Raw genomic sequence first — 25,948 nt, forward strand, 5'->3', positions numbered from 1 at the left:
TATGCTTTACGTCAAAATATGCATAGATAATAAAGATAAAAGCCAGCCCATAGCGATTTTCCACTACAAACTGGCCTATGAAGTTAAAACACTGCCCCGTCCACAGCCAGTTATATAGTGGACATCACTCCCCCTATCATCGAAGCGGCACTCACTTTTTGTGAATGAGCCTCCCATTCATGTTATACAACCTACCAAAATCCTTCCAATAACTTACAAAAAACCCAATAAGAAAACTGAAATTTCCATGCATTTAAAAAAAGCAGCGCCTCAGGCTTGCATCCCATCATCCACTTTAACCAGGTATAAAAGCGTAAAGCCAATAATCACCACCACACGAAAAGCGGCTTCCTGCCCATTCCAAATCGTGGATTGCCACATTAAAAACCACTCCCCTCCTATGGTAATAAACCCTGTAAACCACAAGATAATCCCCAGGGTAAGCCCTGAAATGGCAATACCCTTAGCCTGATTAAATACTGAAGCATCTTTTATTGCCTTCAATAATCTAAAACCACCCAGCCAGCACAAAGCAGCAATTAATAACTCAAAACCAATTAAAAAATGATATGCCGCATGATAAACGAGGGGCGAGCCAATAGATCGCCACATCACCGCATTATCTGGAAACGTGGTGTCCATTTTTAAAACATGGTTCACAAATCGATAATTAGACTCATAATCCATCAAATTATTAATTGCCACTAAAGAAACAAAAAATGCCACCGCCCAGACAAGGGCAATTTTAGAGAGTCGGGTATACATTGAATCCTCGGAAATCAGGCAAAAAGAATGTGTCTTATACAAACAGAAGACGCTTTCAGTTTACCTTCAACAAGAATCAAAATATAGACTATAGAAATTATTCGTAATAAATACGAAAGGCATGAGGTTTGATATACGTTTTGATCACAGCGATGCTGAGTATCTCAAAAAGACAACAAGAAATAGCAGACGAAAAAAAACCCCGACAAGTCAGGGTTTCATTGGGCTTCTTGGCGGAGAGAGGGGGATTCGAACCCCCGATAGGCTATTAACCTATACACGCTTTCCAGGCGTGCGACTTAAGCCACTCATCCATCTCTCCGCGAGAAGAGGCCGAATAATAATCAAGTTAGCGGCAGTGCGCAAGCCCTTTCTGCGATTATTTTTCATTTTCTTTACAGTTTCTCTGCGCCCCCAGCCCATTTCATTTAATAAAAATAGATATTTATGATATATATCAGATAATTAGCTATCACTCACCCATTTAAAAAAACCGGGTAAATGTAAAAGAGATTTGCCTGCCTGAATACACCCAAACAATTCAATTGGCATATTTAGCGCCAATCACTCGCAAATGAATCATGGGAAACTTTATCCACGCCCTATCCGCTTAATACGAGGGGCAATGCTTGCTTAAGGGGCGCATGTTTGCTTGTGCTGCACCCTTTGCACGGCAAGATATACATTCTGTTAACTCAACGCGGCTATACGCAACTATGAAATACTTCTTGGCTGGTGGGCTGCGCCCCTGCCCTACCGACCTAAGGATTTGCAGCAGGGGATCAGCTTGTAGCCGCCCAACAAAAACACGCCACTCAGCGGGATAAGATTGTTTTTTACTTACCAGACAAAACAAAACCCACACACGGTGGGTTTTGTTTGCACTTACTGCTGTATTTCCGTCTTAACCCACAACCGGGATTTTGCCGATTTTAGCTTGCCAGATTTTCGGTGCGGTAGCGTGTACCGAGATACCTTGTGAATCCACGGCTACGGTCACGGGCATATCTACCACATCAAACTCATAAATGGCTTCCATCCCCAGATCGGCAAAGCCGACTACACGGCTGGCTTTAATGGCTTTGGAAACGAGGTATGCAGCACCGCCTACGGCCATTAAATAAACGGACTGGTGCTTTTTGATGGCGTCCAGCCCAGCCGGGCCACGCTCTGCCTTACCGATCATGCCCAAGAGGCCGGTTTCGGCCAGCACTTGCTCGGTAAATTTATCCATACGCGTGGCGGTGGTTGGGCCAGCAGGGCCGACGATTTCATCACGCACCGGGTCTACCGGGCCAACGTAATAAATAAAGCGGCCAGTGAAATCAACCGGCAGTTTTTCGCCTTTATTGAGCATATCCACCATGCGCTTGTGCGCGGCATCGCGGCCGGTCAGCATTTTGCCGTTTAAGAGCAGGGTTTGGCCGGGCTTCCAGCTAGCAACGTCTTCACGCGTTACGGTATTCAGATCAATACGAACCGATTCTGCCGATGGTGTCCAAGTCACATCGGGCCAGTCTTCCAGCTTTGGCGTTTCCAGCACAGCCGGGCCACTACCATCGAGCGTGAAATGCACATGGCGAGTGGCGGCACAGTTGGGGATCATGGCGATCGGCAGGCTGGCAGCGTGGGTTGGGTAGTCTTTGATTTTGACATCCAGTACGGTAGCAAGGCCACCTAGACCCTGCGCGCCAATGCCCAGCGCGTTTACTTTTTCGTACAGCTCAATCCGCAGCTCTTCCGCACGGGTTTGCGCGCCGCGCTCGATCAGCTCATGGATATCAATTTCTTCCATCAGTGCTTCTTTGGCCATCACCATGGCTTTTTCTGCCGTGCCACCAATGCCGATGCCCAGCATCCCCGGCGGACACCAGCCCGCGCCCATTTGTGGCACGGTTTTTAATACCCAATCCACAATCGAATCGGATGGGTTGAGCATGGCGAATTTAGATTTATTCTCCGAGCCGCCGCCTTTGGCCGCGATATCGATTTCTACCGTATTGCCTTCCACAACTTCGTAATGAATCACGGCCGGCGTATTGTCTTTGGTGTTTTGGCGCTTGCCTGCCGGGTCTTGCAGAATAGACGCACGCAATTTGTTATCTGGGTGTAGATAGGCGCGGCGCACGCCTTCGTTAATCATATCGGTAAGGCTCATGGTCGCGTCGGCCCATTGCACATTCATGCCGACACGCACAAAACAGGTGACGATGCCGGTATCTTGGCAAATAGGGCGATGGCCTTCGGCACACATACGGCTATTGGTCAGGATTTGTGCAATGGCGTCTTTTGCGGCGGGCGATTCTTCTTTTTCATAAGCCACACCTAAAGCCTGGATGTAATCCTTAGGGTGGTAATAGCTGATGTACTGCAGGCTGTCGCTGATGCTATCGATTACGTCTTGCTGACGGATTGTTGTCATCTTCTGGTCCCAGTGGTTTTACAGGATGACGCAATTGTAGCGCATGCGCGGGTCAGAAAATATTAGCGCTAACAGCCAGCTCAACGTTTAGATCAATATCATCTAGTTGCAATGTAATTCAATTACAATAGCTTTTATTACACTTACACTACAGACTATAATCATGCTTGATCGTCACTCTGGCGTTGCCCTCTGGCGACAAATTGAAGATTCTCTGGCACGCGATATCGGCAACAAGCTGCTGCGGGATCGCATGCCGAATGAAACCGAGCTGGCCACTCAATTTGCCGTCAACCGCCATACCATAAGGCGTGCATTACAAGCACTTGAAGCACGTGGCTTAGTCAGAATAGAGCAAGGCCGTGGCACATTTGTTCAAGAAGAAATGATTGATTATCAGCTGGGCCGGCGCACACGTTTTTCGCATAGCTTACAAAAGCAACGTCTTGCTGGGCAAAGCCATGTATTAAATGTGAAAACCGAGGCTGCCAATCCAGAAATTTGTCAGCACCTTGCCATTGCTACAGAAAGCCATGTTTTACATATCGAGGCGCTGGATATTGTGGATGAACGCGTAGTGGGCGTATGCCATCAATATTTTCCCCTGCCGCGCTTTCAGGGCTTTGAGGCTTTTTACACCAGCCAGCCCAATACTAATCTGGCGCTTAAAGCCTTTGGTATTGAACAATGCCAGCGTAAATCATCCCGCATCAGCGCACGCCTGCCAGAAAGCGGCCAGGCACAGCTTTTATCACAAACTAAATTTCAGCCGCTTCTTTGCGTAGAAAGCGTTTACAGTGATGCAGACAGCCAGATTATTGAATATGGCATTACCCATTTCACCGGCGATGCGGTGCAAATTTACTTAGAAGCCGAAACTTTTTAAACCGATGCCCATGACAGCCAAGCCCTTACGCCGATTTATTGCCCTGAACCAAACATTAGGCTGGATGGAAGACAGCAGCCTGCCGTTTTTGCAAGCCACACTGGGGTCAGCGGCAATGCAGATCAGCGACAACGCAATCTGTGTAAACGCAGGCCTCGATGCAAAAACACTTGAAGCACAACTAGAACACGCCGCAATCAAGATGCGTGGTGCCGGCTGGATTAAGGGCTGGCGCAATGAACGCTACACGGTATTTGCCAGCGATCAGGCCGGTGATTTGGATTTATCTCAGCCTTTATTCGAGCTTGAACGCGCCGCCTTTCGCCGCTTTGGCCTGACCAGCCGTGCCGTCCATATCAATGGCTACACCCGTAGCGGGCTATGGATTGCCCAACGTGCCTGCAGCAAAGCCATTGATCCCGACAAGCTGGACAACCTAGCCGCAGGCGGCATATCCGCAGGGGAAAAAGCATGGGATTGTGTGATCAGAGAGCTGGCAGAAGAAGCGGGCATCCCTGCCCAATTAGCCAGCCGGGCCGTCTCCAGCGGCAGCTTGCGGACAACGCGGGCAGAGGCCGATGGCTGGCACGACGAAGTCATCTATACCTATGATTTACTACTACCCGAGGATTTTGGGCCCCAAAATACCGATGGCGAAGTGGCGGGCTTTCAACACTTTAGCTTTGATCAGATCCGCTTAATCCTGCCTAAGATGACGTTGGATGCGGCGGCGGTAACGCAGGCGTTTCTGAAACAACACCATATTTAATTAAAAATCATTTAAAAGCGCCGAGGGGGGTAAAAAGGGCTTCCAGAATGCAGCATCGTATTTCCACCATGCATGCCCACCCATCGGCACCCTGCCCCCATTCACCTTATAGTAATAAGCAGGCTTTAATTCCAAAGAAAATAAAGAAGCCGTTATTTCATTTGGAATAATAAAATCTGCAGATAAAGCGCCCATATAAGAGAAAAACAAATCTTCACTGGAGCCCGCGGCAAGAAAAACCGCAAGGGCAACGGGGAATTCCTCCAGTAGACTGATGCATTTTTTGGTTCTGCGTAAACTTAATCCGCCATTTCCCACAAATACTTTAATGACTTTGCCATACTCGCCTTCAAACAATCCAAGATTCACAAACAACTCATTACCATCGGCCCATGGCGCACCAATATAGTCAAAAGGTTTATTGATCCATAGATCCAGCTCATCACGCAAAACAATGGCATCTGTTTGTAAAATCAATATATATTCATATAATTCGAAGCGCCGGTAAAAAGAACCCGCCAAAAGCAGGCGATTATAGCCCTCAATACTTGCAAAATAATGATCTTCAAAACACACAAAAGAGATATTAGGATAATTGGCCTGATAATAAGCACGGTCAATACTTTCTGGCGCAATAAATTGTGCTTTTCGCCCGGAAAGTGCTTGCAAAGACACATCCAGAGAATAGCGCTCTATTTCAGTCAGAGCGGGCTTATAGAGCGGAATAAGCACAATCACTTGTTCTTGCATAAAAACCTTTTCATCAGCTTAATCTATTAAAAGCTATTCGGCACATGCTTTAACCGCGGCAATCACCTGCTCTACATCACTCTGGCTCATTACCGGGCTTAATGGCAGACTTAACACCTGCTGATGTATTTTTTCTGCTACAGGCAGAGATAATTGATTAAATGCTTTATAAGCACCCTGCTGATGCGGTGCAATCGGGTAATGAATCAAGGTAGCAATACCCTGCTCTGCCAGCCTGCTTTGTAATTCATCTCTTTTTGCAGAGCGCAGCACATATAAATGCCATACGGGTGAAACCCCCTCAGGCACGCTGGGTAAATACAATGGCAGCCCTTGTAATCCTTCCGTATATTGCTGCGCAATGCGGCAGCGCTGCTGGGTTTCTACCTCTAAATTGGGAAGCTTTACACTAAGCAGAGCCGCTTGCAGTTCATCTAGGCGGCAATTAAAGCCCTGCTCCTCATTAAAATATTTTACTTTTGATCCATAGTTTAAAAGCATACGTACTTTTTCAATCAGCAAATCATCATTACTGGTAATTGCCCCGGCGTCGCCCAATGCGCCCAGATTTTTACCCGGATAAAAACTAAATCCTGCCGCATGGCCAAGCCCCCCCACTTTTCTGCCTTTATATATGGCACCATGCGCTTGGGCTGCGTCTTCAATTACTTTTAAATGATACTGATCGGCAATAGCCATAATCGCATCCATATCCGCAGGCTGCCCATACAGATGCACGGCGATAATCGCTTTGGTTCGCGGCGTAATGGCCGCTTCAATTAATGCCGGGTCAAGATTATAAGTGGATTCAAGCGGCTCTACCGGCACAGGCACGGCACCCGCATAGGTGACCGCCAGCCAAGTAGCAATATAGGTATTAGAGGGCACAATCACCTCATCACCCGCCCCAATGCCAAAACCACGCAAAATTAAATGCAGTGCATCGAGACCATTACTCACCCCGGCGCAGTGCTTTGTTTCGCAATACTTGGCAAATGAATTTTCAAAACGCTTTAATTCATCCCCCAGAATATAATGGCCGGAATCTAAAACCCGCTCAAATACTTGGATTAATTCAGCACGATGCTGAGCATTAATCGATTTCAAATCAAGAAAGGGAATATTTTTTTTCATTATTCAAGTGTTTTCACAAAGCGCGCAGGTACACCGGCAACTAATGTTTTTTCTTTTACATCTTTAGTCACAACCGAGCCTGCACCTATTGTAGCGCCTTGCCCAACCCGAATAGCCGGCAATAATGAAGCACCCACACCAATAACTACATTATCTTCAATGGTGGGGCCAACCACATGCGATGAATATCCTTCTCTTACCGCATTATCATTCGTTGTGCCTACATGCAGGCTGATAAATACATCATCACCAATAACCGCATTCCCGGTAATATGGCTGCAATCCATTATTTTAGTGCGGCTGCCAATTTTAGTATTGTAATTCACCGTGACATAGCGACTTAAGATACAGAAATTACCCACGCTGCATTTTTCCCTGACAGAAGCGCCATCACCCAGCAGCGTGTTATTGCCGATAATCACATCATAAAAAATAACTGAATTGGGACCAATAGAGCACTCGTCTCCAATTTGGACCACCTTATCAAATTCTGGCATACGTGCCAAAGCACCAGCACCTTTAGGTTCTTTACCAATAAAGGCCCCTGGAAAAACCTCAACAGCGCGTCCGATGCTCACCCCATCAGCAATAACCACATGGGGATGAATCACACTATCATCGCCGATCACGCACTCGCCAATTACAGCAAAAGGCATGACGGTAACATTAGCCCCTAATTTTGCTTTTTCTGAAACAATTGCAGAAGGATGAATCATGATATGGCACTCACGGCTTGATTAGTAAATTCTTCATAGCTACGAATATAGTCTGACTCGTCGTAATAATCATCGGTTAATACCAATAAAACACAGTCGTCACTAAAATCATACATTTCCCGCCAAATCATCGACTCAATTAATAATCCTTGTGCCGGGTTATCTAATAAAAGCTCAATTTTTTCCTTACCATCATCCAGCAAAAAACGGCAAGACCCACGTAATGAAATAGCCACCTGCTTCAAGGTCTTGTGTGCATGAAATCCTCGACGGACGCCTTCTTTTGTGCCAAATAAATAATAAACCCGCTTAATTGGAAAAGGGATGTTCTTTTGTTCTTCGAGAGAAACCAATGATCCCCTCTCATCCCCATGCTTTTGTAGTTGAATAAATTTAATTTGCATAATAACCTCTGCTTCAAAAATACCGAATCCGCATAAGTAAAAAACTGAGCAAAAACAAAATGGCAAACTACAAAATTGAACTAGGCGTGATACGCACTCAAATAAGAATCGTGAAATGCATAATCATTTTTTAAAATACCATCAATGGTATGCTGCACACGTAATAAAATATCATTACAACGTGTATCTGCATGATGCCTTGCCAAGCCATCAAGCACTCTTTGAATTAAACCATTTTCGCCACTTTCATTAAATACGCTGAGGGCTGATTTTGCAATTTCCAGAGGCTCAACGAGGCCATTTAAATCATAATATAATGGCACTGAACCTAAATAAGCTACTTCAGGCATATTTTGATAGAAAGCAGGTAATATTGGAATGCCCCCCGTCAGCAGCGCGTTATATACGCGAATAGGAACCCCTCCTAAGACGGGCATGATCCAGTGCGTTTTATATGCGCCCCATTCTTTCAGATTATCTAAATCAGAACGTCCTTTAAAATCATTATTTGCAAATGCAACTGATGGAAAATGATGCATAACCGAAGCGATTGCGCGATTACGTTTTGCATACTTTTCATAGTGGACATGCATGCCAAAAGGCCCGTCAGCTCTTTCAGATAATAATAGCTCCAGATTATTTAATACAAAGGCTCTGGACCACTGATGAACACAGGCAAAAACAGGGCCAATCACGCAGGGGTTAAAATGAGATAAAGCAAACACTGTTTCTGATGAAGCGGATATATAAACATCACAATGAATGGCACACAAAGCACTCATTTGCAGCCAATGCTGGGAATCCCAATCCCATATTACAAACAGAGCCTGTGGATTTTTATTATAAAAATCAATATACGCGGGTAAATCTTTGCCTATATCATTATTCAGTAAAATAAACACTGCCCCCTTGGGGATATTTGCAGGCGGCTTATGTAAAAAATCGCTAGCCAAATGCACAAAATGCACATCTTCGCTCATTGATCTGGCATGCAAAAGATGAGCACCTAAATACACCGTACTTATTTTTGAAAAATCAGTCGCCGTTAATTTTTTAATTAAATCATTCTTTTTATTAAACAGCAGAGAATCCAGCAAAGGGTCTTGCAAAAGACTTGCAAATTGTCCTGATGTTGCAGCCAGCTTCTCAATCAGTTGGTAAATTTCATTCATAAGCCCTCCCGAACCACGATGAGCATGCTCTTTATCCGGATCCATTAAAATGCGTTTGTTCCATTCAGAAATGGGTTTGTATCTGTTCGTAAAAAACGCCATTCAGGATTTTGCTGAGCCAGCATATCAAACAGCTCTGGCGTCACTGTATTTTTGAAAAACACCGCCTGCACATAGCTGGCCACCACTTCACCCGCATGCATGGCCGAGGTTAATTGCTCGGTGCGTGTGCGGGTGGATTCCCATATTGGATCGCCATCATTACACATGGCAAATTCGCAGCCCGGTGTATAGACATCCATCATTTTTTTGCTGGCAATGCCTCGTATATTTAAGCCATAGGCAATCTTTTCTAATTCTCGGGTGGAATACTGATAAACATAATTGCCAACCGATTCATAATGAGGCTGGCTCTGATCCACGCGGCAGGGGTAATCTACCCATGGATCCTGAGGTTCTATCACCACCACACCATAGCGCGCCACACGAAACATTTCATAAATAGCAGCATAGGGCCTGCTCATATGATGCAATGCTTCTTTGCATAAAATAAAATCAAATGAATTATCAGCAAAACTGAGTGATTCAGCATTTTCAATGGATATATTCTGAATAAAACCGGCGGCTTTGGTTTCGGCTAGTACGGCATCATCCAAATCCGTGGCCAATACTTCGCGATAGCCTGCCTGCAATAAACGCCAGGCATCGTAGCCTGCACCATCGCCCACAGTAAGCCATGAAAAATCTTTTAAGCCACCTAATACTTCAAATACCGCCGCATATAAACGGGTTTGCCGCCAATAGCCCACACTGCGAGAAGTCCACCATGAATCGTATAAGGTGCGGTGATGCGCATCGGTCATAAATTCAGCCCAATGCTTTTCATGGATCTCATTCATCGACATAGCGGCAGCCTTTTATCTCATCATTCATTCAAAATGCAGCGATTAATTTATTCTGGAATTTCTACTTTTTGCATCACAGTAAGCAAATGCGGGCCGCGCCATTCTTGCAATTTAATTTCAAATGCACCATGAAACCCATAGGCGGCAGCCCAGCGATTTACATTATCAAAATAAGCCTGAAATGTTTGATCGGTAATAATATTAACGTGGGTTGGGTCGCGAAATGCTTCCGGGTGAGGGTATGCGGGTGTAAAGGATAAGAATTGCCCACCTACTTTTAATACCCGATAAACTTCATTCATCACTTCAACAAAAGCATTTCTACGATTGGGCACATAAATCACCCGGGGAACGTGCTCTAAAAAATCGTGCGCAGTGACAAAATCAAAATACCCGTCTTCAAAAGGAATAGGATCAAGCACTAAGTCAGCGCATTTGATATTTGCATCCAAATCTTCCCTGACATCAATGCCAAATACTTCATCGGCATTAAATGGGTTTTTAGGGCTAGGCCCGCAACCAATATCCAAGCTTCGTGTCATACCATCCCCTTTTATTTATGCTTTCACTATAGTGCTCATCAGCTTAATTCATCTTTAAATTCACCCAGCTGCTGAGCCCGCCACATAGCGATATAGTTGTTTTCCAGATTTTTACAAAGCCCTTCAGTATCAAACAGGGCAAAGCTTGCCTTATGCTCTTTTAATTTCTGTTTCAGGGCATGTAATTGCCTAGCATCCAAAGCCAGCGCCAGAATTTTTGCCTCGTATTCCGCTAATGAATGGGTAATCAATTCTGGCAGGCCAATCGCATTCAGCAGGCTGCCAGCCACCCGGGACGGGAAGGAATTCCCCATATAAGTAACCACAGGCAAGCCGGCCATCAGGGCATCGGCGGCGGTGGTGTGGGCATTGTAGGGATGGGTATCTAAGAAAATATCAGCCTGGCGATAGCGTGCCAGATGGTCTTCCACCAGCGGCACCCGGCTGGCAAATACTAGCCGGTCTGGGTCTACTCCCCTTGCCACGGCCTCTTTACGCAAATTACGCTGCGATGCATCCCCGCGTGACATCAGCCAGAGTACGCTGCCCGGTACTTTTGTAAGCAGCCGCATCCAGACATCAAATACGGCCGGTGAGATTTTGTAATCATGGCTAAAGGAGCAAAACACAATGCCACTATCGGGCAAGCCACATTCGCTGCGCGTGGGGGTGCGATCGGCAATCTGAACGCTACTGTCGGTTGGCAAATAGGTATCTGGTAAATACACCACTTTTTCGGTGTAATACTGCTGCTGCTCCGGCGGAATAATAAAGCGGTCGGCAATAATATAATCAATATAATCTGTACCCATGGTGCCAGGATAGCCAAGGTAATTCACTTGGATAGGGGCGGGCCTAAAGGCCAAAATATCGCTGCGGGTATCCGAGGTATATCCTCCTAAATCCACAATAATATCGGCTTCCATATCGCGCAGCATTTGAGCCACCTGCTCCGAGCCCATTTCCCGCACATCAATAAACTGATCAAAGGCTTTAATCATTCGTGCGCGCAAGCGGCTCTGATCGTCAATACCGAGTGAAATCGCTATTGTTTCAAAACGAGATTTATCATGGTGTTCAAACACCCCTGCCATCAAATGGCCCACCGGGTGCTCGCGTAAATCAGGCGATAAATATACTAATTTTATTTTCTTATGCCGGTATCGTTCCCCTTGCCAAAGGGATTTGGCATTTTTAGGGCAATATTGATCAGCAAATATTTTAGCGGCCAGTAAATGATCTGCCGCGTTATCAGAGGCCGACATAAAGGCCAGCGATTTACACGTACGCTCGCCTTTACGAATACCATCGACAATCTGTTGCGTGAGCAAATTAAAATCTGCCCAGTCGCAAATATGCATGCGCTCGTAAAATAACAGGCCCAGACCATAATTATAGGAGGGGTCAATTTGAATCAGCCGCTGAAATATCGCAATGGCTTGCTCACTTTGCTTAAATTCGGTCAGTAAAATACCGCTATTGCCAAGCGCAGCCACATGATCCGGGTTAATTCTTAATATCCGCTGAAATCTTTCCAGAGCTTCTAAATGCCGGTACATATTTCTGAGCAATACGCCGCTATTAAGTAATACGCTGACATCATCGGGCTGAATTTCCAAAGCCAGATCAAAGCTTTTAAGTGCACCTTCCCGATTTCCCATGCCCTGTAAGATAGAGCCGTGTAAATATCTTAAGGGTGCAAATTGTGGTGCTGCATTCACACCACGCTCGCATAGCTGCAATGCCAAAGAAGCATCACCCGAATTAAGCGCAATCAGTCCTAAGGAATAAAGGGCTGCGGCATTATTTGGATCTTCATCCAGAATCTCAATAAAAACCTTACCTGCAGCAGCAATCTCTCCCTTATTTTGTAATTCAATGGCTTGGATCAGTTTGTCAGCAACAGGCATTGTTATGCTCTTTTTAGCAAAAGAATACGGATAGATAAAATACAAGACCCACGATTAAGGCTCTCTGATTGCCTCGCCCATTGCCTTGGTTAGCGGCCAGATTAAATAGGAAATCACTGAGCGCTTACCCACAACAATTTCAGCAGAAAGCGTCATGCCGGGTAATAAGCGTGATTTACCTGTCATCATTTTTAGCTTATTTGGCCCTAAATTAATATGGCTGATATAAAAAGCATCTGCGCCACGCGGGGCCGTTTCATTGCGAAAAGAATCTTCGCTAATGGTGCGTACCTTTCCCTCTAACATGCCGTGCTTTTGAAAAGGAAAGGCATCCAGCTTCATATGCACCGGATCGCCTTCTTTAATATAGCCAATATCCAGCGAATCAATTTTGGCTTCAACTTCCAGCACCGCACCCAAAGGGACCAGGGTAAACATCTGTTCTGCTTCTTTTAAAACAGAGCCCTGAGACAGCTTGGCAATATCAAGTACCACAGCATCCACAGGTGAAACCAGCGAAACCATTTGCCGCCTACGGTCCGATTTTTGTAATTGCTCGTTCAGGGTATCGCGCTCACGCGTGGCGGCCAGCATGTCTTCCATTACTTTTTGCCGCCAGCCATTGGCAAAAGCCATTTTTTCAGCGTGTAAAGCACCCTGCTCTTTAAGCAGCTCAAGCTCTTTATTTTGCACCAAGCCTAAATCCCGTTCGATTTCTAAGCGCCGGTCCCGCACTTCAAGCAAACGCAGCTTGGAATCGTATTGCTGTGCGGCGGCTTTTTCCTGCATGGCTTCGATTTCTACCATTGATTTCAGGCGTTTGGATAAAACCTGAAAATCATGACGGTTAGACTGCAGCGAGGCCCCCAGCCGGGCAAGGTTTTGCTCAATTTTGGCCGATTGCGCCCTGAAGTTTGCTTGCCGCTCATTCAGAATCTGAGACTGCAAAACAGTATCGGCATCGGTACTGGTATTGCTTTTGGATTTGCCCGTCAGCTCGGCCTGTAAGCTGGCAATCTGTGTTTCTAGGCTTTGTAAGCGTGCCCGCAGCTGGGCATCATCTGCTTGCGCAAAAGTGGGATCGAGCGTGGCTAAAAGCTGGCCCTTACGCACCACCTGCCCAACACGCACTTCAATGCGCTGAATAATCGATGTTTCAAAAGGCTGAACCACAATATTAGGCGATGGATTCACCAAGCGCCCCTGTGCCACCACCACTTGCTCTACTTCAGAAAAATTGGCCCATAGCAAAAAGCTGATAAAGGAAATCAATAAAACCAGCATGGTGCTGCGCACATAAAACGGCAGTTGCCGCTGCTCGATTTCATCGGCATCAGGCAGGAAATCGACCGCAGCCGATTCTTTCTTGCCTTTTTTCTCTACAGGTGGCTTGTTTGCTGATGCCATAGATGTTGGTATGTCTCACAGCGGGTTAAGAGTTCTTCGTGACGGCCGCTATCCATCAGCTGGCCTTGCTGCATCACCAGTATAGTGTGCGCATTGACCAGCGTGGACAGACGGTGGGAAATCATAATCACCGTACGGCCCACGGCGATCTTGGATAAATTACGGATAAAAATAGCCTCGCTTTCCGGGTCTAATGCGCTGGCCGCTTCATCCAAAATCAAAACACGGGGCTTGGCTAGCAGCGAGCGGGCAATGGATAAACGCTGCTTTTGTCCGCCGGATAAATTAGAGGCGTTTTCTTCCAGCATGGTGTCGTAGCCCTGCGGCATACGCTCGATAAATTCATCGGCCCCTGCGGCCTCTGCTGCGGCAACAATTTCTTCAAGCGAGGCATCGGGCTTGGTCACCACTAGGTTTTGCCGGACAGTGCCGCGAAACAGAAAGTTTTCCTGCAAAACCACACCAATCTGCCGCCTTAAATGGGATAGCTCTATTTCACGCGCATCCATACCATCAAAACGGATAATCCCTCCCTGCAAGGCATACAGCCCCTGGATCAGCTTGGTAACGGTGGTTTTGCCAGAGCCGCTGCGCCCGACAATACCCACCACCGCACCAGAGGGAATCGTAAAGCTGGCACTATTAAGTGCAGTCGCAGTTGCACCTGGGTAGCGAAAGCTCACTTCATCAAACACAATTTCACCAACTAATTGTGGCCGCAAGCCACCCGCACCAACCCGGCCCTCAGGCGGGCGATTCATGACTTCGCCCATCATCCTGACTGATAAAGCGGTTTCCTGGTATTCATTCACAAGGCCCACAATGGCAATCAGCGGCTGAACAACCCGGCTGGACATCATTTGAAATGCAATCAGCGCCCCCACCGTTAAGGTTTGATCAAACACATCCTGTGCACCGATCACAATCACCACCACAGGCAATAATTTGCCTAAAAAATCAGTAATTGCATTCCCAATAATCGATATCTGCCCCACTTTAAAATGCAGGGTAATGGCTTCTGCCGATAGCTGATCCCATGTGCGGCGCTGCTTGGGCTCAATCGCCAAGGCTTTTACGGTGCGCATACCATGTATGGTTTCCACCATCATGGCTTGCCGCTGGCCTTCGGCCGAATAAAGATTATTTAAACGCCGCTGATATGTAGGCACCATCGCCGCAACAATGCTGGCAATCATGGCGGTAAATAACAATACGATCATGGATAGCTTGCTTGAATAAGAAAATAAAACAGGCAGAAAAATAAGCAGTGAAATTAAATCAAGGCCGGTAAAAAACAATCTGCCGGTCAGAAAACTACGGATTTTTTCTAATTGCTGCATATGCCGGGAAACCACCCCCGCCGAATTACTCTCAAAATAATCAATAGGCAAGGAAAGCAAGTGCCCGAACACCCGCCGGGTAAGGCGCATATCAATTTTATTTGTAGCGGCCAAAGTGAGAATCTGACGTAAAAAACCGAAAGTTGTATCAAACAACAACGCCAGCACAATTCCGGCGGCAAGCACCCAAAGGGTAGAAACACTTTGATGTGTTAATACTTTATCAATAACAAGCTGAAAGAAAACAGGAGAAGCCAGTGATAACAATTGCATTACCACGGCGGCAATAAAAATATCGCGAAAAGCGCTTTTTTGCTTGGCAATTTCCGGCAGAAACCAAGTTAATCCAAAGGGTTGATTCGGGTCTGCCAGCTTATGCTCGCGCTTGGCAAAAAACACCTCGCCAGCCCAGCGGCTGCAAAAGGTGGCTTGATCCTCCAGTAATACTTCAGACTGGCTGGCGGCAGGATCAATCAGTGCAATTTTATTCCCCCCTTCACCATCGGGGCGAATACCCACCACGATCACCGCATGATCAAAGCTGGTGCGCGCAATCAAAGGAAAAACCCCAACCTGAGCAATTAAGCCCGCCCAAGTCAGCTTGTCGCTTCTGGCTTTTAAGCCGATATCATTGGCAATACGCAGAAGTACGGAATTAGCCGGTTCTTCATTTCCCAAAGCATATTCATCAATCAGGCGCTCCGGATTGATCTGTAAACCATGGTGCTGGGCAATCGCAGCCAAGCACTGAATAACAGTATGCAGTGGTTTATCCGACATTATAAAAAATAGTCTTTATATAAAGAGGGGATAAAATAAACAATGATTTTTATCATTTAACTATTTTTATTGAGTATAACGCAGCAAATGTAATACGCGATTAATTTTTGAATAGATTAAATATTTAACAACACATCAGAGAGTCTTTGATTAAATGAGCGACGCCTACCAAGAAATTCCACTGTGCCAGATCGCCCTTTTGCACACAGTAAATATTTGAAGGATTCTGATCATTCTGTACGCGGCCTAAATAGCTGGCACTTCATTCTTCCCACTCATTAACTATGCGCATACCGCTTAGCCAAGCCAGTCAGGAATAGAAAATCAGCGGGCTTTCAGTAAAAGAGCGGAAAAAAACGGGCAAGGCCACTTCGCCCTACCCGTTTAATTTGCCTGATTTAAGCCACTGGCAATGTTTACTTCACCGCTAGAATACCCGCATCGCCTGCACGGCCAAGGCCATTTAAGTGTAGTTTCTGCTCGGCCGAGACCAGAGAATCACCGGCAGATTCAATCAATTTGCCGTTGGCATCAAATTGCTTCAGCAGATCGGTCATTTGCCCTACATGATCAGCAGAGACCAGCGTGAGGCTGGCATCGGCAGGCAATTGATCTTTCAATACCCCCACACCCGCAGCGGCTTGTTTCTCTCCTTCTTCAAAGGCAGAAATAGCCTGCACTAAATCAACCACTTTAGAGCGCATATCCGGTGCTGCTGCGGTAGCCGGGTTATCCGCCACAAACCAGACGTCGGCAGCAGCATGACTGGATCCATCGGTGCTTTGATAAGTAGATTTCAGCCCTACAAAATTGCCGTTATCTTTTTCTGCTGTTTTGCTCACATCCAGATTTAGTTTGGCAATATCAAGCGACGCGAGTGTTTTCAGCTCTGATGTCTGGCTTATACCATCAGCGTTTTCATCCAGCCAAACACGCAGATCATTAAAGCCATCGTCCTTAACATCAACCGTGCCATCTTGATTACTATCCAGCCCGGCCAGTGCAGCATAACCATCAGCCGCTTTTTCACCTGAGCTCAGTAACGTTGATGTACCAAACAGCTCTTTACCATCGTTAATCACACCATCGTGATTGCGATCCATGACCAGCAGACCATCTCCGCTGCCTACCCAGCCCGTATTGATTTTTTCACCCGAGGCAAACAAATCAAACTTCACGCCACCCGCAATGCTTAAGGTATCTACCTTCCCATTCTTGTTCAAATCAAGAATCAGCGGGCTACCCAAGGCCAGATGAGAAATCTGATCCGTCGTAAAGGCCTGAATCTGCGACGTAGTCATTTGCATCACTTGCGTCGTGGTAATTGCCGCAACCTGATTGGTTGTTAATGCCTGAATCTGGTTCGTGCCAAGCACAATAATTTGCTGAGTAGTCAGCGCGGCAATCGCTCTGGTCGTTAACATAACCAGATCAGAGGTTTCCAGAGCAGCCACACTATTGGTCGACAACGCAGCAACCTGAGCAGAATTCAATACCGAAGCCTGATCAGAAGTCAGCGCAACCGCCTGAGCTGTTGTTAACGCCCCCATTTGTTTGGTAGTAAGCCCAACAAAAGATGTGGTGATTAAGGCCGCCAGATCAGTTGTTTCCAGTGCAGCAATATTGGTCGATGACAATGCTGCCACTTGATTCGAGCTCAGTACAGCCGCTTGCAGCGCAGTCAGTGCCACAATCTGATCCGTAGTAAACCCGGTAGCAAGGCTGGCCGATGTTAATGCGACGACCTGATCGGTTGTCAACTTGGCAACCTGAGCCGTAGTCATTGCATTCACTTGCGCGGTATTCAGTGCGGCAATCCCCTTGGTGCTCAGCACAACCACGTCGCGGGTTTCAAGCGCAGCGATGCTGTTGGTCGAGAGCGCCGCAATTTGCGAGGACGACAAGATAGCGGCTTGGTCCGTGGTCAGGGCAACCGCCTGATCGCTGGTCAGCGCACGCACCTGATTGCTGGTCATGGCCGCCACGGCTGTGGTGGTCAGTACCGCCAGATCGCGAGTTTCTAGGGCGGCAATATTGTTGGTGGAGAGGGCCGCAACTTGACGGGAAGTCAGCTCGATAGCCTGCGCGGTCGTCAATGCCACAGCCTGATCAGTGGTCAGACCCGCCAGCGAGCTGGTAGTGAGACTAATGACCTGGTCGGTGGTCAGATTCGCCACTTGATCGGTGGTCAGCGCTTTCACTTGCGCACTGGAGAGTGCAGCAATCGCCAGTGTACTGATCACAGCCAGATCGCGTGTTTCAAGGGCCGCGATATTGGTGGTGCTCAGCGCAGCCACCTGACGGGATGTCAGGATGGCGGCTTGGGCGGTGGTCAATGCCGCAGCCTGATCGGTGGTGAGGCCCAGCAGTGAACCGGTGGTCAGGACCAATGTCTGGTCGGTGGTCAGGGTAGCAACTTGCGCGGTGGTTAGCGCTTTAATCTGATTGCTCGACAGTACCGCAATCCCTGCTGTGCTGATCACCGCTAAGTCGCGGGTTTCCAGCGCAGCCATGCTGTTGGTGGAGAGTGCAGCCACTTGGCGGGTAGTCAGCACCGCAGCCTGGGCCGTCGTCAGTGCCACCACCTGATCGGTGGTAAAGCCACTGGCCACCGCGGCCGTGCTCAGGGCAACCACTTGGTCGGTGGTGAGATTCGCAACTTGTGCGGTCGTCAGTACATTCACTTGCGCAGTATTCAGTGCAGCAATACCGCTGGTTCTCAGGACCACTAAATCGCGAGTTTCAAGGGCGGCGATGCTGTTGGTCGAGAGCGCCGCAATTTGTGATGAAGACAGTGTGGCGGCCTGATCCGTGGTCAGCGCCACGGTTTGATCCGTGGTCAGTGCTCGTACTTGGCTGGTGGTCATCGCAGCAACCGCGGTGGTAGTCAGTACCGCCAGATCGCGGGTTTCTAGGGCGGCAATATTGTTGGTGGACAGTGCCGCAACCTGACGGGAAGTCAGCTCGATAGCCTGTGCGGTCGTCAATGCCACAGCCTGATCAGTGGTCAGACCCGCCAGCGAGCTGGTAGTGAGACTAATGACCTGGTCGGTGGTCAGATTCGCCACTTGATCGGTGGTCAGCGCTTTCACTTGCGCACTGGAGAGTGCAGCAATCGCCAGTGTACTGATCACAGCCAGATCGCGTGTTTCAAGGGCCGCGATATTGGTGGTGCTCAGCGCAGCCACCTGACGGGATGTCAGAATGGCGGCTTGGGCAGTCGTCAGTGCCGCAGCCTGATCGGTGGTGAGCCCCAACAGTGAGCCGGTGGTCAGGACCAATGTCTGGTCGGTGGTCAGGGTGGCAACTTGCGCGGTGGTCAGCGCTTTAATCTGATTGCTCGACAGTACCGCAATCCCTGCTGTGCTGATCACCGCTAAGTCGCGGGTTTCCAGCGCAGCCATGCTGTTGGTGGAGAGTGCAGCCACTTGGCGGGTGGTCAGCACCGCAGCCTGGGCCGTCGTCAGTGCCACCACCTGATCGGTGGTGAAGCCACTGGCCACTGCGGCCGTGCTCAGGGCAACCACTTGGTCAGTGGTGAGATTCGCGACCTGTGCGGTCGTCAGTACATTCACTTGCGCAGTATTCAGTGCAGCAATACCGCTGGTTCTCAGGACCACTAAATCGCGAGTTTCAAGGGCGGCTACGCTGCCGGTGGACAGTGCGGCAATTTGTGATGAAGACAGTGTGGCGGCCTGATCCGTGGTCAGCGCTACGGTTTGATCCGTGGTCAGGGCTCGTACCTGGCTGGTGGTCATCGCAGCAACCGCGGTGGTAGTCAGTACCGCCAGATCGCGGGTTTCTAGGGCGGCAATATTGTTGGTGGAGAGGGCCGCAACCTGACGCGATGTCAGCTCGATAGCCTGTGCGGTCGTCAATGCCACAGCCTGATCAGTGGTCAGCCCCGCCAACGAGCTGGTGGTGAGACTAATAACTTGGTCGGTGGTCAGATTCGCCACTTGATCGGTGGTCAGCGCTTTAACCTGCGCACTAGAGAGTGCTGCAATCGCCAGTGTACTGATCACGGCCAGATCGCGTGTTTCAAGAGCGGCGATATTGGTGGTGCTCAGCGCAGCCACCTGACGGGATGTCAGAATGGCGGCTTGGGCGGTGGTCAATGCCGCAGCCTGATCGGTGGTGAGGCCCAGCAGTGAGCCGGTGGTCAGGACCAATGTCTGGTCGGTGGTCAGGGTAGCAACTTGCGCGGTGGTTAGCGCTTTAATCTGATTGCTCGACAGTACCGCAATCCCTGCTGTGCTGATCACCGCTAAGTCGCGGGTTTCCAGCGCAGCCATGCTGTTGGTGGAAAGTGCAGCCACTTGGCGGGTGGTCAGCACTGCAGCCTGGGCCGTCGTCAGTGCCACCACCTGATCGGTAGTAAAGCCACTGGCCACCGCGGCCGTACTCAGAGCAACCACTTGGTCGGTGGTGAGATTCGCGACCTGTGCGGTCGTCAGTACATTCACTTGCGCAGTATTCAGTGCGGCAATACCGCTGGTTCTCAGGACCACTAAATCGCGAGTTTCAAGGGCGGCTACGCTGCCGGTGGACAGTGCGGCAATTTGTGATGAAGACAGTGTGGCGGCCTGATCCGTGGTCAGCGCTACGGTTTGATCCGTGGTCAGGGCTCGTACCTGGCTGGTGGTCATCGCAGCAACCGCGGTGGTAGTCAGTACCGCCAGATCGCGGGTTTCTAGGGCGGCAATATTGTTGGTGGACAGTGCCGCAACCTGACGGGAAGTCAGCTCGATAGCCTGTGCGGTCGTCAATGCCACAGCCTGATCAGTGGTCAGACCCGCCAGCGAGCTGGTAGTGAGACTAATGACCTGGTCGGTGGTCAGATTCGCCACTTGATCGGTGGTCAGCGCTTTCACTTGCGCACTGGAGAGTGCAGCAATCGCCAGTGTACTGATCACAGCCAGATCGCGTGTTTCAAGGGCCGCGATATTGGTGGTGCTCAGCGCAGCCACCTGACGGGATGTCAGAATGGCGGCTTGGGCAGTCGTCAGTGCCGCAGCCTGATCGGTGGTGAGCCCCAACAGTGAGCCGGTGGTCAGGACCAATGTCTGGTCGGTGGTCAGGGTGGCAACTTGCGCGGTGGTCAGCGCTTTAATCTGATTGCTCGACAGTACCGCAATCCCTGCTGTGCTGATCACCGCTAAGTCGCGGGTTTCCAGCGCAGCCATGCTGTTGGTGGAGAGTGCAGCCACTTGGCGGGTGGTCAGCACCGCAGCCTGGGCCGTCGTCAGTGCCACCACCTGATCGGTGGTGAAGCCACTGGCCACTGCGGCCGTGCTCAGGGCAACCACTTGGTCAGTGGTGAGATTCGCGACCTGTGCGGTCGTCAGTACATTCACTTGCGCAGTATTCAGTGCAGCAATACCGCTGGTTCTCAGGACCACTAAATCGCGAGTTTCAAGGGCGGCTACGCTGCCGGTGGACAGTGCGGCAATTTGTGATGAAGACAGTGTGGCGGCCTGATCCGTGGTCAGCGCTACGGTTTGATCCGTGGTCAGGGCTCGTACCTGGCTGGTGGTCATCGCAGCAACCGCGGTGGTAGTCAGTACCGCCAGATCGCGGGTTTCTAGGGCGGCAATATTGTTGGTGGAGAGGGCCGCAACCTGACGCGATGTCAGCTCGATAGCCTGTGCGGTCGTCAATGCCACAGCCTGATCAGTGGTCAGCCCCGCCAACGAGCTGGTGGTGAGACTAATAACTTGGTCGGTGGTCAGATTCGCCACTTGATCGGTGGTCAGCGCTTTAACCTGCGCACTAGAGAGTGCTGCAATCGCCAGTGTACTGATCACGGCCAGATCGCGTGTTTCAAGAGCGGCGATATTGGTTGTGCTCAGCGCAGCCACCTGACGGGATGTCAGGATGGCGGCTTGGGCGGTGGTCAATGCCGCAGCCTGATCGGTGGTGAGGCCCAGCAGTGAGCCGGTGGTCAGGACCAATGTCTGGTCGGTGGTCAGGGTGGCAACTTGCGCGGTGGTCAGCGCTTTAATCTGATTGCTCGACAGTACCGCAATCCCTGCTGTGCTGATCACCGCTAAGTCGCGGGTTTCCAGCGCAGCCATGCTGTTGGTGGAGAGCGCAGCCACTTGGCGGGTGGTCAGCACTGCAGCCTGGGCCGTCGTCAGTGCTACCACCTGATCGGTGGTAAAGCCACTGGCCACTGCAGCCGTGCTCAGGGCAACCACTTGGTCGGTGGTGAGATTCGCGACTTGTGCGGTCGTCAGTACATTCACTTGCGCAGTATTCAGTGCAGCAATACCGCTGGTTCTCAGGACCACTAAATCGCGAGTTTCAAGGGCGGCGATGCTGTTGGTCGAGAGCGCCGCAATTTGTGATGAAGACAGTGTGGCGGCCTGATCCGTGGTCAGCGCCACGGTTTGATCCGTGGTCAGGGCTCGTACTTGACTGGTGGTCATCGCAGCAACTGCCGTGGTAGTCAGTACAGCCAGATCGCGAGTTTCTAGGGCGGCAATATTGTTGGTGGAGAGGGCCGCGACCTGACGCGATGTCAGCTCGATAGCCTGCGCGGTGGTCAATGCCACAGCCTGATCAGTGGTCAGACCCGCCAGCGAGCTGGTGGTGAGACTAATGACCTGGTCGGTGGTCAGATTCGCCACTTGATCGGTGGTCAGCGCTTTAACCTGCGCACTGGAGAGTGCAGCAATTGCCAGCGTACTGATCACCGCCAGATCGCGTGTTTCAAGAGCGGCGATATTGGTGGTGGTGAGAGCCGCCACCTGACGTGAAGTCAAAGCGGCAGCTTGTGCAGTAGTCAGCGCAGCAATTTGATCTGTTGTCAGGCCCAAGAGAGATGCGGTTGTTAATTGAACCGCCTGATCGGTTGTTAAATTAGCCACTTGTGCCGTCGTTAAGGCTCTGACTTGATTACTTGAAAGCACGGTAACCGGCAAGGTAGTGACAACAGCAAGATCACGGGTTTCCAGCGCGGCCACATTATTAGTGGAGAGAGCCGCCACCTGCCGGGTAGTCAGCACCGCAGCTTGGGCCGTGGTCAGGGCGACCACCTGATCGGTCGTCAGCCCGCTTGAAAACGCCGCCGTATTCAGCGCCACTACCTGATCGGTAGTCAGATTAGCCACTTGGGCGGTGGTCATGACATTCACTTGTGCAGTATTCAGCACCGCAATACCGCTGGTTCTCAGCACCACTACATCGCGAGTTTCAAGGGCTGCTACGCTGCCGGTGGACAGTGCGGCAATCTGCGATGAAGACAGTGTTGCGGCCTGATCGGTGGTTAATGCAACCGCCTGATCACTGGTCAGCGCCCTGACCTGGCTGGTCAGCATGGCCGCTACTGATGTTGTGGTCAGTACGGCCACATCCCTTGTTTCCAGTGCGGCAATATTTGTGGTTGAGAGTGCAGCCACCTGACGGGAAGTCAGCTCGGTGGCTTGGGCTGTCGTCAGCGCCACAACCTGATCGGTAGTTAAACCACCCAGCGCGGTAGTACTGATATTCACGGCCTGATCTGTTGTTAAATTAGCAACTTGATCCGTCGTTAAGGCCCTAATCTGTGTGCTGGACAAGACCGCCACGCCTTGCGTGCTGACCACGGCTAAATCACGGGTTTCGAGCGCGGCAATATTGGTAGTAGAAAGTGCAGCCACCTGGCGTGTGGTTAAAACGGCAGCCTGTGCAGTGCTTAAAGCAACCACCTGATCGGTGGTTAAACCACTGCCTATTGCACTGGTCGTTAAGGCAACCACCTGATCGGTGGTGAGGTTACTAACCTGAGCGGTAGTCAGCACTCTGGCTTGCGTACTGGACAAAACAGCAACATCCGCAGTACTCAGCACCACCAGATCACGGGTTTCCAGCGCGGCCACATTATTAGTGGAGAGAGCCGCCACCTGCCGGGTAGTCAGCACCGCAGCCTGTGCCGTGGTCAGGGCGACCACCTGATCGGTCGTCAGCCCGCTTGAAAACGCCGCCGTATTCAGCGCCACTACCTGATCGGTCGTCAGATTAGCCACTTGGGCAGTGGTCATGACATTCACTTGTGCAGTATTCAGCACCGCAATGCCGCTGGTTCTCAGGACCACTAAATCGCGAGTTTCAAGGGCGGCTACGCTGCCGGTGGACAGTGCGGCAATCTGCGATGAAGACAACGTCGCGGCCTGATCGGTGGTTAATGCAACCGCCTGATCACTGGTCAGCGCCCTGACCTGACTGGTCAGCATGGCCGCTACGGATGTTGTGGTCAGTACGGCCACATCCCGTGTTTCCAGTGCGGCAATATTTGTGGTTGAGAGTGCAGCAACTTGGCGGGAAGTCAGCTCGGTGGCTTGGGCTGTCGTCAGCGCCACAACCTGATCGGTAGTTAAACCACCCAGCGCGGTAGTACTGATATTCACGGCCTGATCTGTTGTTAAATTAGCAACCTGATCCGTCGTTAAGGCCCTGATCTGTGCGCTGGACAAGACCGCCACGCCTTGCGTGCTGATCACGGCTAAATCACGGGTTTCGAGCGCGGCAATATTGGTAGTAGAAAGTGCAGCCACCTGGCGTGTGGTTAAAACAGCAGCCTGTGCAGTGCTTAAAGCAACCACCTGATCGGTGGTTAAACCACTGCCTATTGCACTGGTCGTTAAGGCAACCACCTGATCGGTGGTGAGGTTATTAACCTGAGCGGTAGTCAGCACTCTGGTTTGCGTACTGGACAAAACAGCAACATCCGCAGTACTCAGTACTACCAGATCACGGGTTTCCAGCGCGGCCACATTATTAGTGGAGAGAGCTACCACCTGCCGGGTAGTCAGCACCGCAGCCTGTGCCGTGGTCAGGGCGACCACCTGATCGGTTGTCAGCCCGCTTGAAAACGCCGCCGTATTCAGCGCCACTACCTGATCGGTCGTCAGATTAGCCACTTGGGCAGTGGTCATGACATTAATTTGCGCCGTATTTAAAACAGCAATCCCACTTGTTCTGAGCACCACTACATCGCGTGTTTCAAGCGCTGCCACGCTGCCGGTGGACAGTGCGGCAATCTGCGATGAAGACAGTGTTGCGGCCTGATCGGTGGTTAATGCAACCGCCTGATCACTGGTCAGTGCCCTAACCTGGCTGGTGGTCATCGCCGCTACGGATGTTGTGGTCAGTACGGCCACATCCCTTGTTTCCAGTGCAGCAATATTTGTGGTTGAGAGTGCGGCCACCTGGCGGGAAGTCAGCTCGGTGGCCTGGGCTGTCGTCAAGGCAACCACCTGATCCGTCGTTAGGCCACTTAAAGACGATGTATTCAGGTTTACTACCTGATCTGTCGTTAAATTAGCGATCTGATCAGTGGTCAGCGCTCTGACTTGTGCGCTCGACAAGACCGCCACACCTTGCGTGCTGATCACGGCTAAATCACGGGTTTCGAGCGCGGCAATATTGGCAGTAGAAAGCGCCGCAACCTGACGTGAAGTGAGTACGGCCGCCTGTGCCGTACTTAAAGCAACAATTTGATCCGTACTGAATCCAGAACCTACAACCGTGGTAGTCAGGGCAACAACCTGGTCTGTGGTCAGATTATTAACCTGAGCAGTGGTCAATGCTCTGGCTTGCGAACTAGAGAGCGAGGCAATGCCGGATGTACTCAATACAATAAGATCGCGCGTTTCAAGGGCCGCAACGTTTGTACTTGTCAGGGCGGCAATCTGGCGCGTGGTCAGGACTTGTGCTTGGGCCGTGGTGAGCGCCACAACCTGATCGGTGGTTAAGCCTCGGTTAATTTGCGAAGTGGTCAGCACCACAATCTGCGCGGTAGTTAACGCTGCAAACTGGCTGGTAGAAAATTCCGCTATATCTGCGGTCGTAAATCCAGCGATTTGCTGGGTTGTCAGTGCAGCAACCTGTGCCGTCGACAGTGCAGTGATATAGCTCATTTTTTTCTTCCTGAAGAGTGACTTCAAACCACAATTGCAGACTTAGGCACTGTATTTACGCTCTAATTTTCCACAAAAGCTTACAAGAAATATTGTTTACTTATTTATAAAAATGTGATTTTTATTTAAACAAGCAACAAATAC

At 49.8% G+C, this 25,948-nt stretch carries 15 protein-coding genes and 1 tRNA gene; 2 read left to right on the forward strand and 14 right to left on the reverse strand.

Features of this window, described 5'->3' with window-relative positions; translation table 11 throughout:
* Positions 1–270: 270 nt before the first annotated feature.
* The 3 genes from DYD62_RS14605 to DYD62_RS14615 form a co-directional block, all read right to left on the reverse strand.
* The gene (locus tag DYD62_RS14605) at positions 271–765 is read right to left on the reverse strand and encodes a DUF2165 family protein (RefSeq protein ID WP_115228037.1); all 495 of its coding nucleotides are present in this window, start codon (positions 763–765) and stop codon (positions 271–273) included.
* Positions 766–996: 231 nt separating this feature from the next.
* Positions 997–1,087 (reverse strand) — tRNA-Ser (locus DYD62_RS14610).
* Between the two features lie 582 nt (positions 1,088–1,669).
* A complete protein-coding gene (locus tag DYD62_RS14615; protein WP_115228039.1) occupies positions 1,670–3,187 on the reverse strand; it encodes a fumarate hydratase in 1,518 nt (505 codons plus the stop codon).
* Between the two features lie 163 nt (positions 3,188–3,350).
* Between DYD62_RS14615 and phnF the strand changes: the two genes are divergently transcribed.
* Positions 3,351–4,073, forward strand: coding sequence for a phosphonate metabolism transcriptional regulator PhnF (gene phnF, locus DYD62_RS14620; RefSeq protein ID WP_115228040.1), 723 nt, complete (start codon positions 3,351–3,353; stop codon positions 4,071–4,073).
* Between the two features lie 10 nt (positions 4,074–4,083).
* A complete protein-coding gene (locus DYD62_RS14625) occupies positions 4,084–4,842 on the forward strand; it encodes an NUDIX hydrolase (RefSeq protein WP_165928743.1) in 759 nt (252 codons plus the stop codon).
* Here the strand turns inward: DYD62_RS14625 and DYD62_RS14630 are convergent, their stop codons facing one another.
* From DYD62_RS14630 to DYD62_RS14680, 11 genes are all read right to left on the reverse strand, one after another.
* Entirely contained in the window at positions 4,843–5,592 is a 750-nt protein-coding gene (locus tag DYD62_RS14630) for a DUF5672 family protein (RefSeq protein ID WP_115228043.1), read from the reverse strand. It lies immediately after the preceding gene.
* Between the two features lie 33 nt (positions 5,593–5,625).
* Positions 5,626–6,726: a DegT/DnrJ/EryC1/StrS family aminotransferase gene (locus DYD62_RS14635; protein ID WP_115228044.1), complete on the reverse strand. Its 1,101-nt coding sequence runs from the start codon at positions 6,724–6,726 to the stop codon at positions 5,626–5,628.
* Positions 6,726–7,442, reverse strand: a complete 717-nt coding sequence (locus DYD62_RS14640) for a DapH/DapD/GlmU-related protein (RefSeq protein ID WP_115228045.1) — start codon at positions 7,440–7,442, stop codon at positions 6,726–6,728. Before DYD62_RS14640 ends, DYD62_RS14635 begins: the two co-directional genes overlap by 1 nt.
* A complete protein-coding gene (locus DYD62_RS14645) occupies positions 7,439–7,846 on the reverse strand; it encodes a sugar 3,4-ketoisomerase (RefSeq protein WP_115228046.1) in 408 nt (135 codons plus the stop codon). The genes DYD62_RS14640 and DYD62_RS14645 overlap by 4 nt, the downstream gene beginning before the upstream one ends.
* Positions 7,847–7,926: 80 nt before the next feature.
* On the reverse strand, positions 7,927–9,120 hold the full coding sequence (locus DYD62_RS14650) for a hypothetical protein (protein WP_147288271.1): 1,194 nt from the start codon (positions 9,118–9,120) through the stop codon (positions 7,927–7,929).
* Positions 9,063–9,923 (reverse strand): class I SAM-dependent methyltransferase, encoded by an 861-nt coding sequence (locus DYD62_RS14655; protein WP_115228048.1) that lies wholly within the window; start codon positions 9,921–9,923, stop codon positions 9,063–9,065. Before DYD62_RS14655 ends, DYD62_RS14650 begins: the two co-directional genes overlap by 58 nt.
* Positions 9,924–9,970: 47 nt before the next feature.
* On the reverse strand, positions 9,971–10,465 hold the full coding sequence (locus tag DYD62_RS14660; RefSeq protein WP_115228049.1) for a methyltransferase domain-containing protein: 495 nt from the start codon (positions 10,463–10,465) through the stop codon (positions 9,971–9,973).
* 38 nt (positions 10,466–10,503) lie between these two features.
* Positions 10,504–12,375, reverse strand: a complete 1,872-nt coding sequence (locus DYD62_RS14665; RefSeq protein ID WP_115228050.1) for an O-linked N-acetylglucosamine transferase, SPINDLY family protein — start codon at positions 12,373–12,375, stop codon at positions 10,504–10,506.
* A gap of 54 nt (positions 12,376–12,429) precedes the next feature.
* Entirely contained in the window at positions 12,430–13,782 is a 1,353-nt protein-coding gene (locus DYD62_RS14670) for an HlyD family type I secretion periplasmic adaptor subunit (RefSeq protein ID WP_115228051.1), read from the reverse strand.
* The gene (locus DYD62_RS14675; protein ID WP_115228052.1) at positions 13,755–15,902 is read right to left on the reverse strand and encodes a peptidase domain-containing ABC transporter; all 2,148 of its coding nucleotides are present in this window, start codon (positions 15,900–15,902) and stop codon (positions 13,755–13,757) included. Before DYD62_RS14675 ends, DYD62_RS14670 begins: the two co-directional genes overlap by 28 nt.
* Positions 15,903–16,318: 416 nt before the next feature.
* A complete protein-coding gene (locus DYD62_RS14680; RefSeq protein WP_115228053.1) occupies positions 16,319–25,804 on the reverse strand; it encodes a beta strand repeat-containing protein in 9,486 nt (3,161 codons plus the stop codon).
* Positions 25,805–25,948: the final 144 nt, after the last annotated feature.

It is taken from the genome of Iodobacter fluviatilis (genome assembly GCF_900451195.1).
GTDB lineage: Bacteria > Pseudomonadota > Gammaproteobacteria > Burkholderiales > Chitinibacteraceae > Iodobacter > Iodobacter fluviatilis.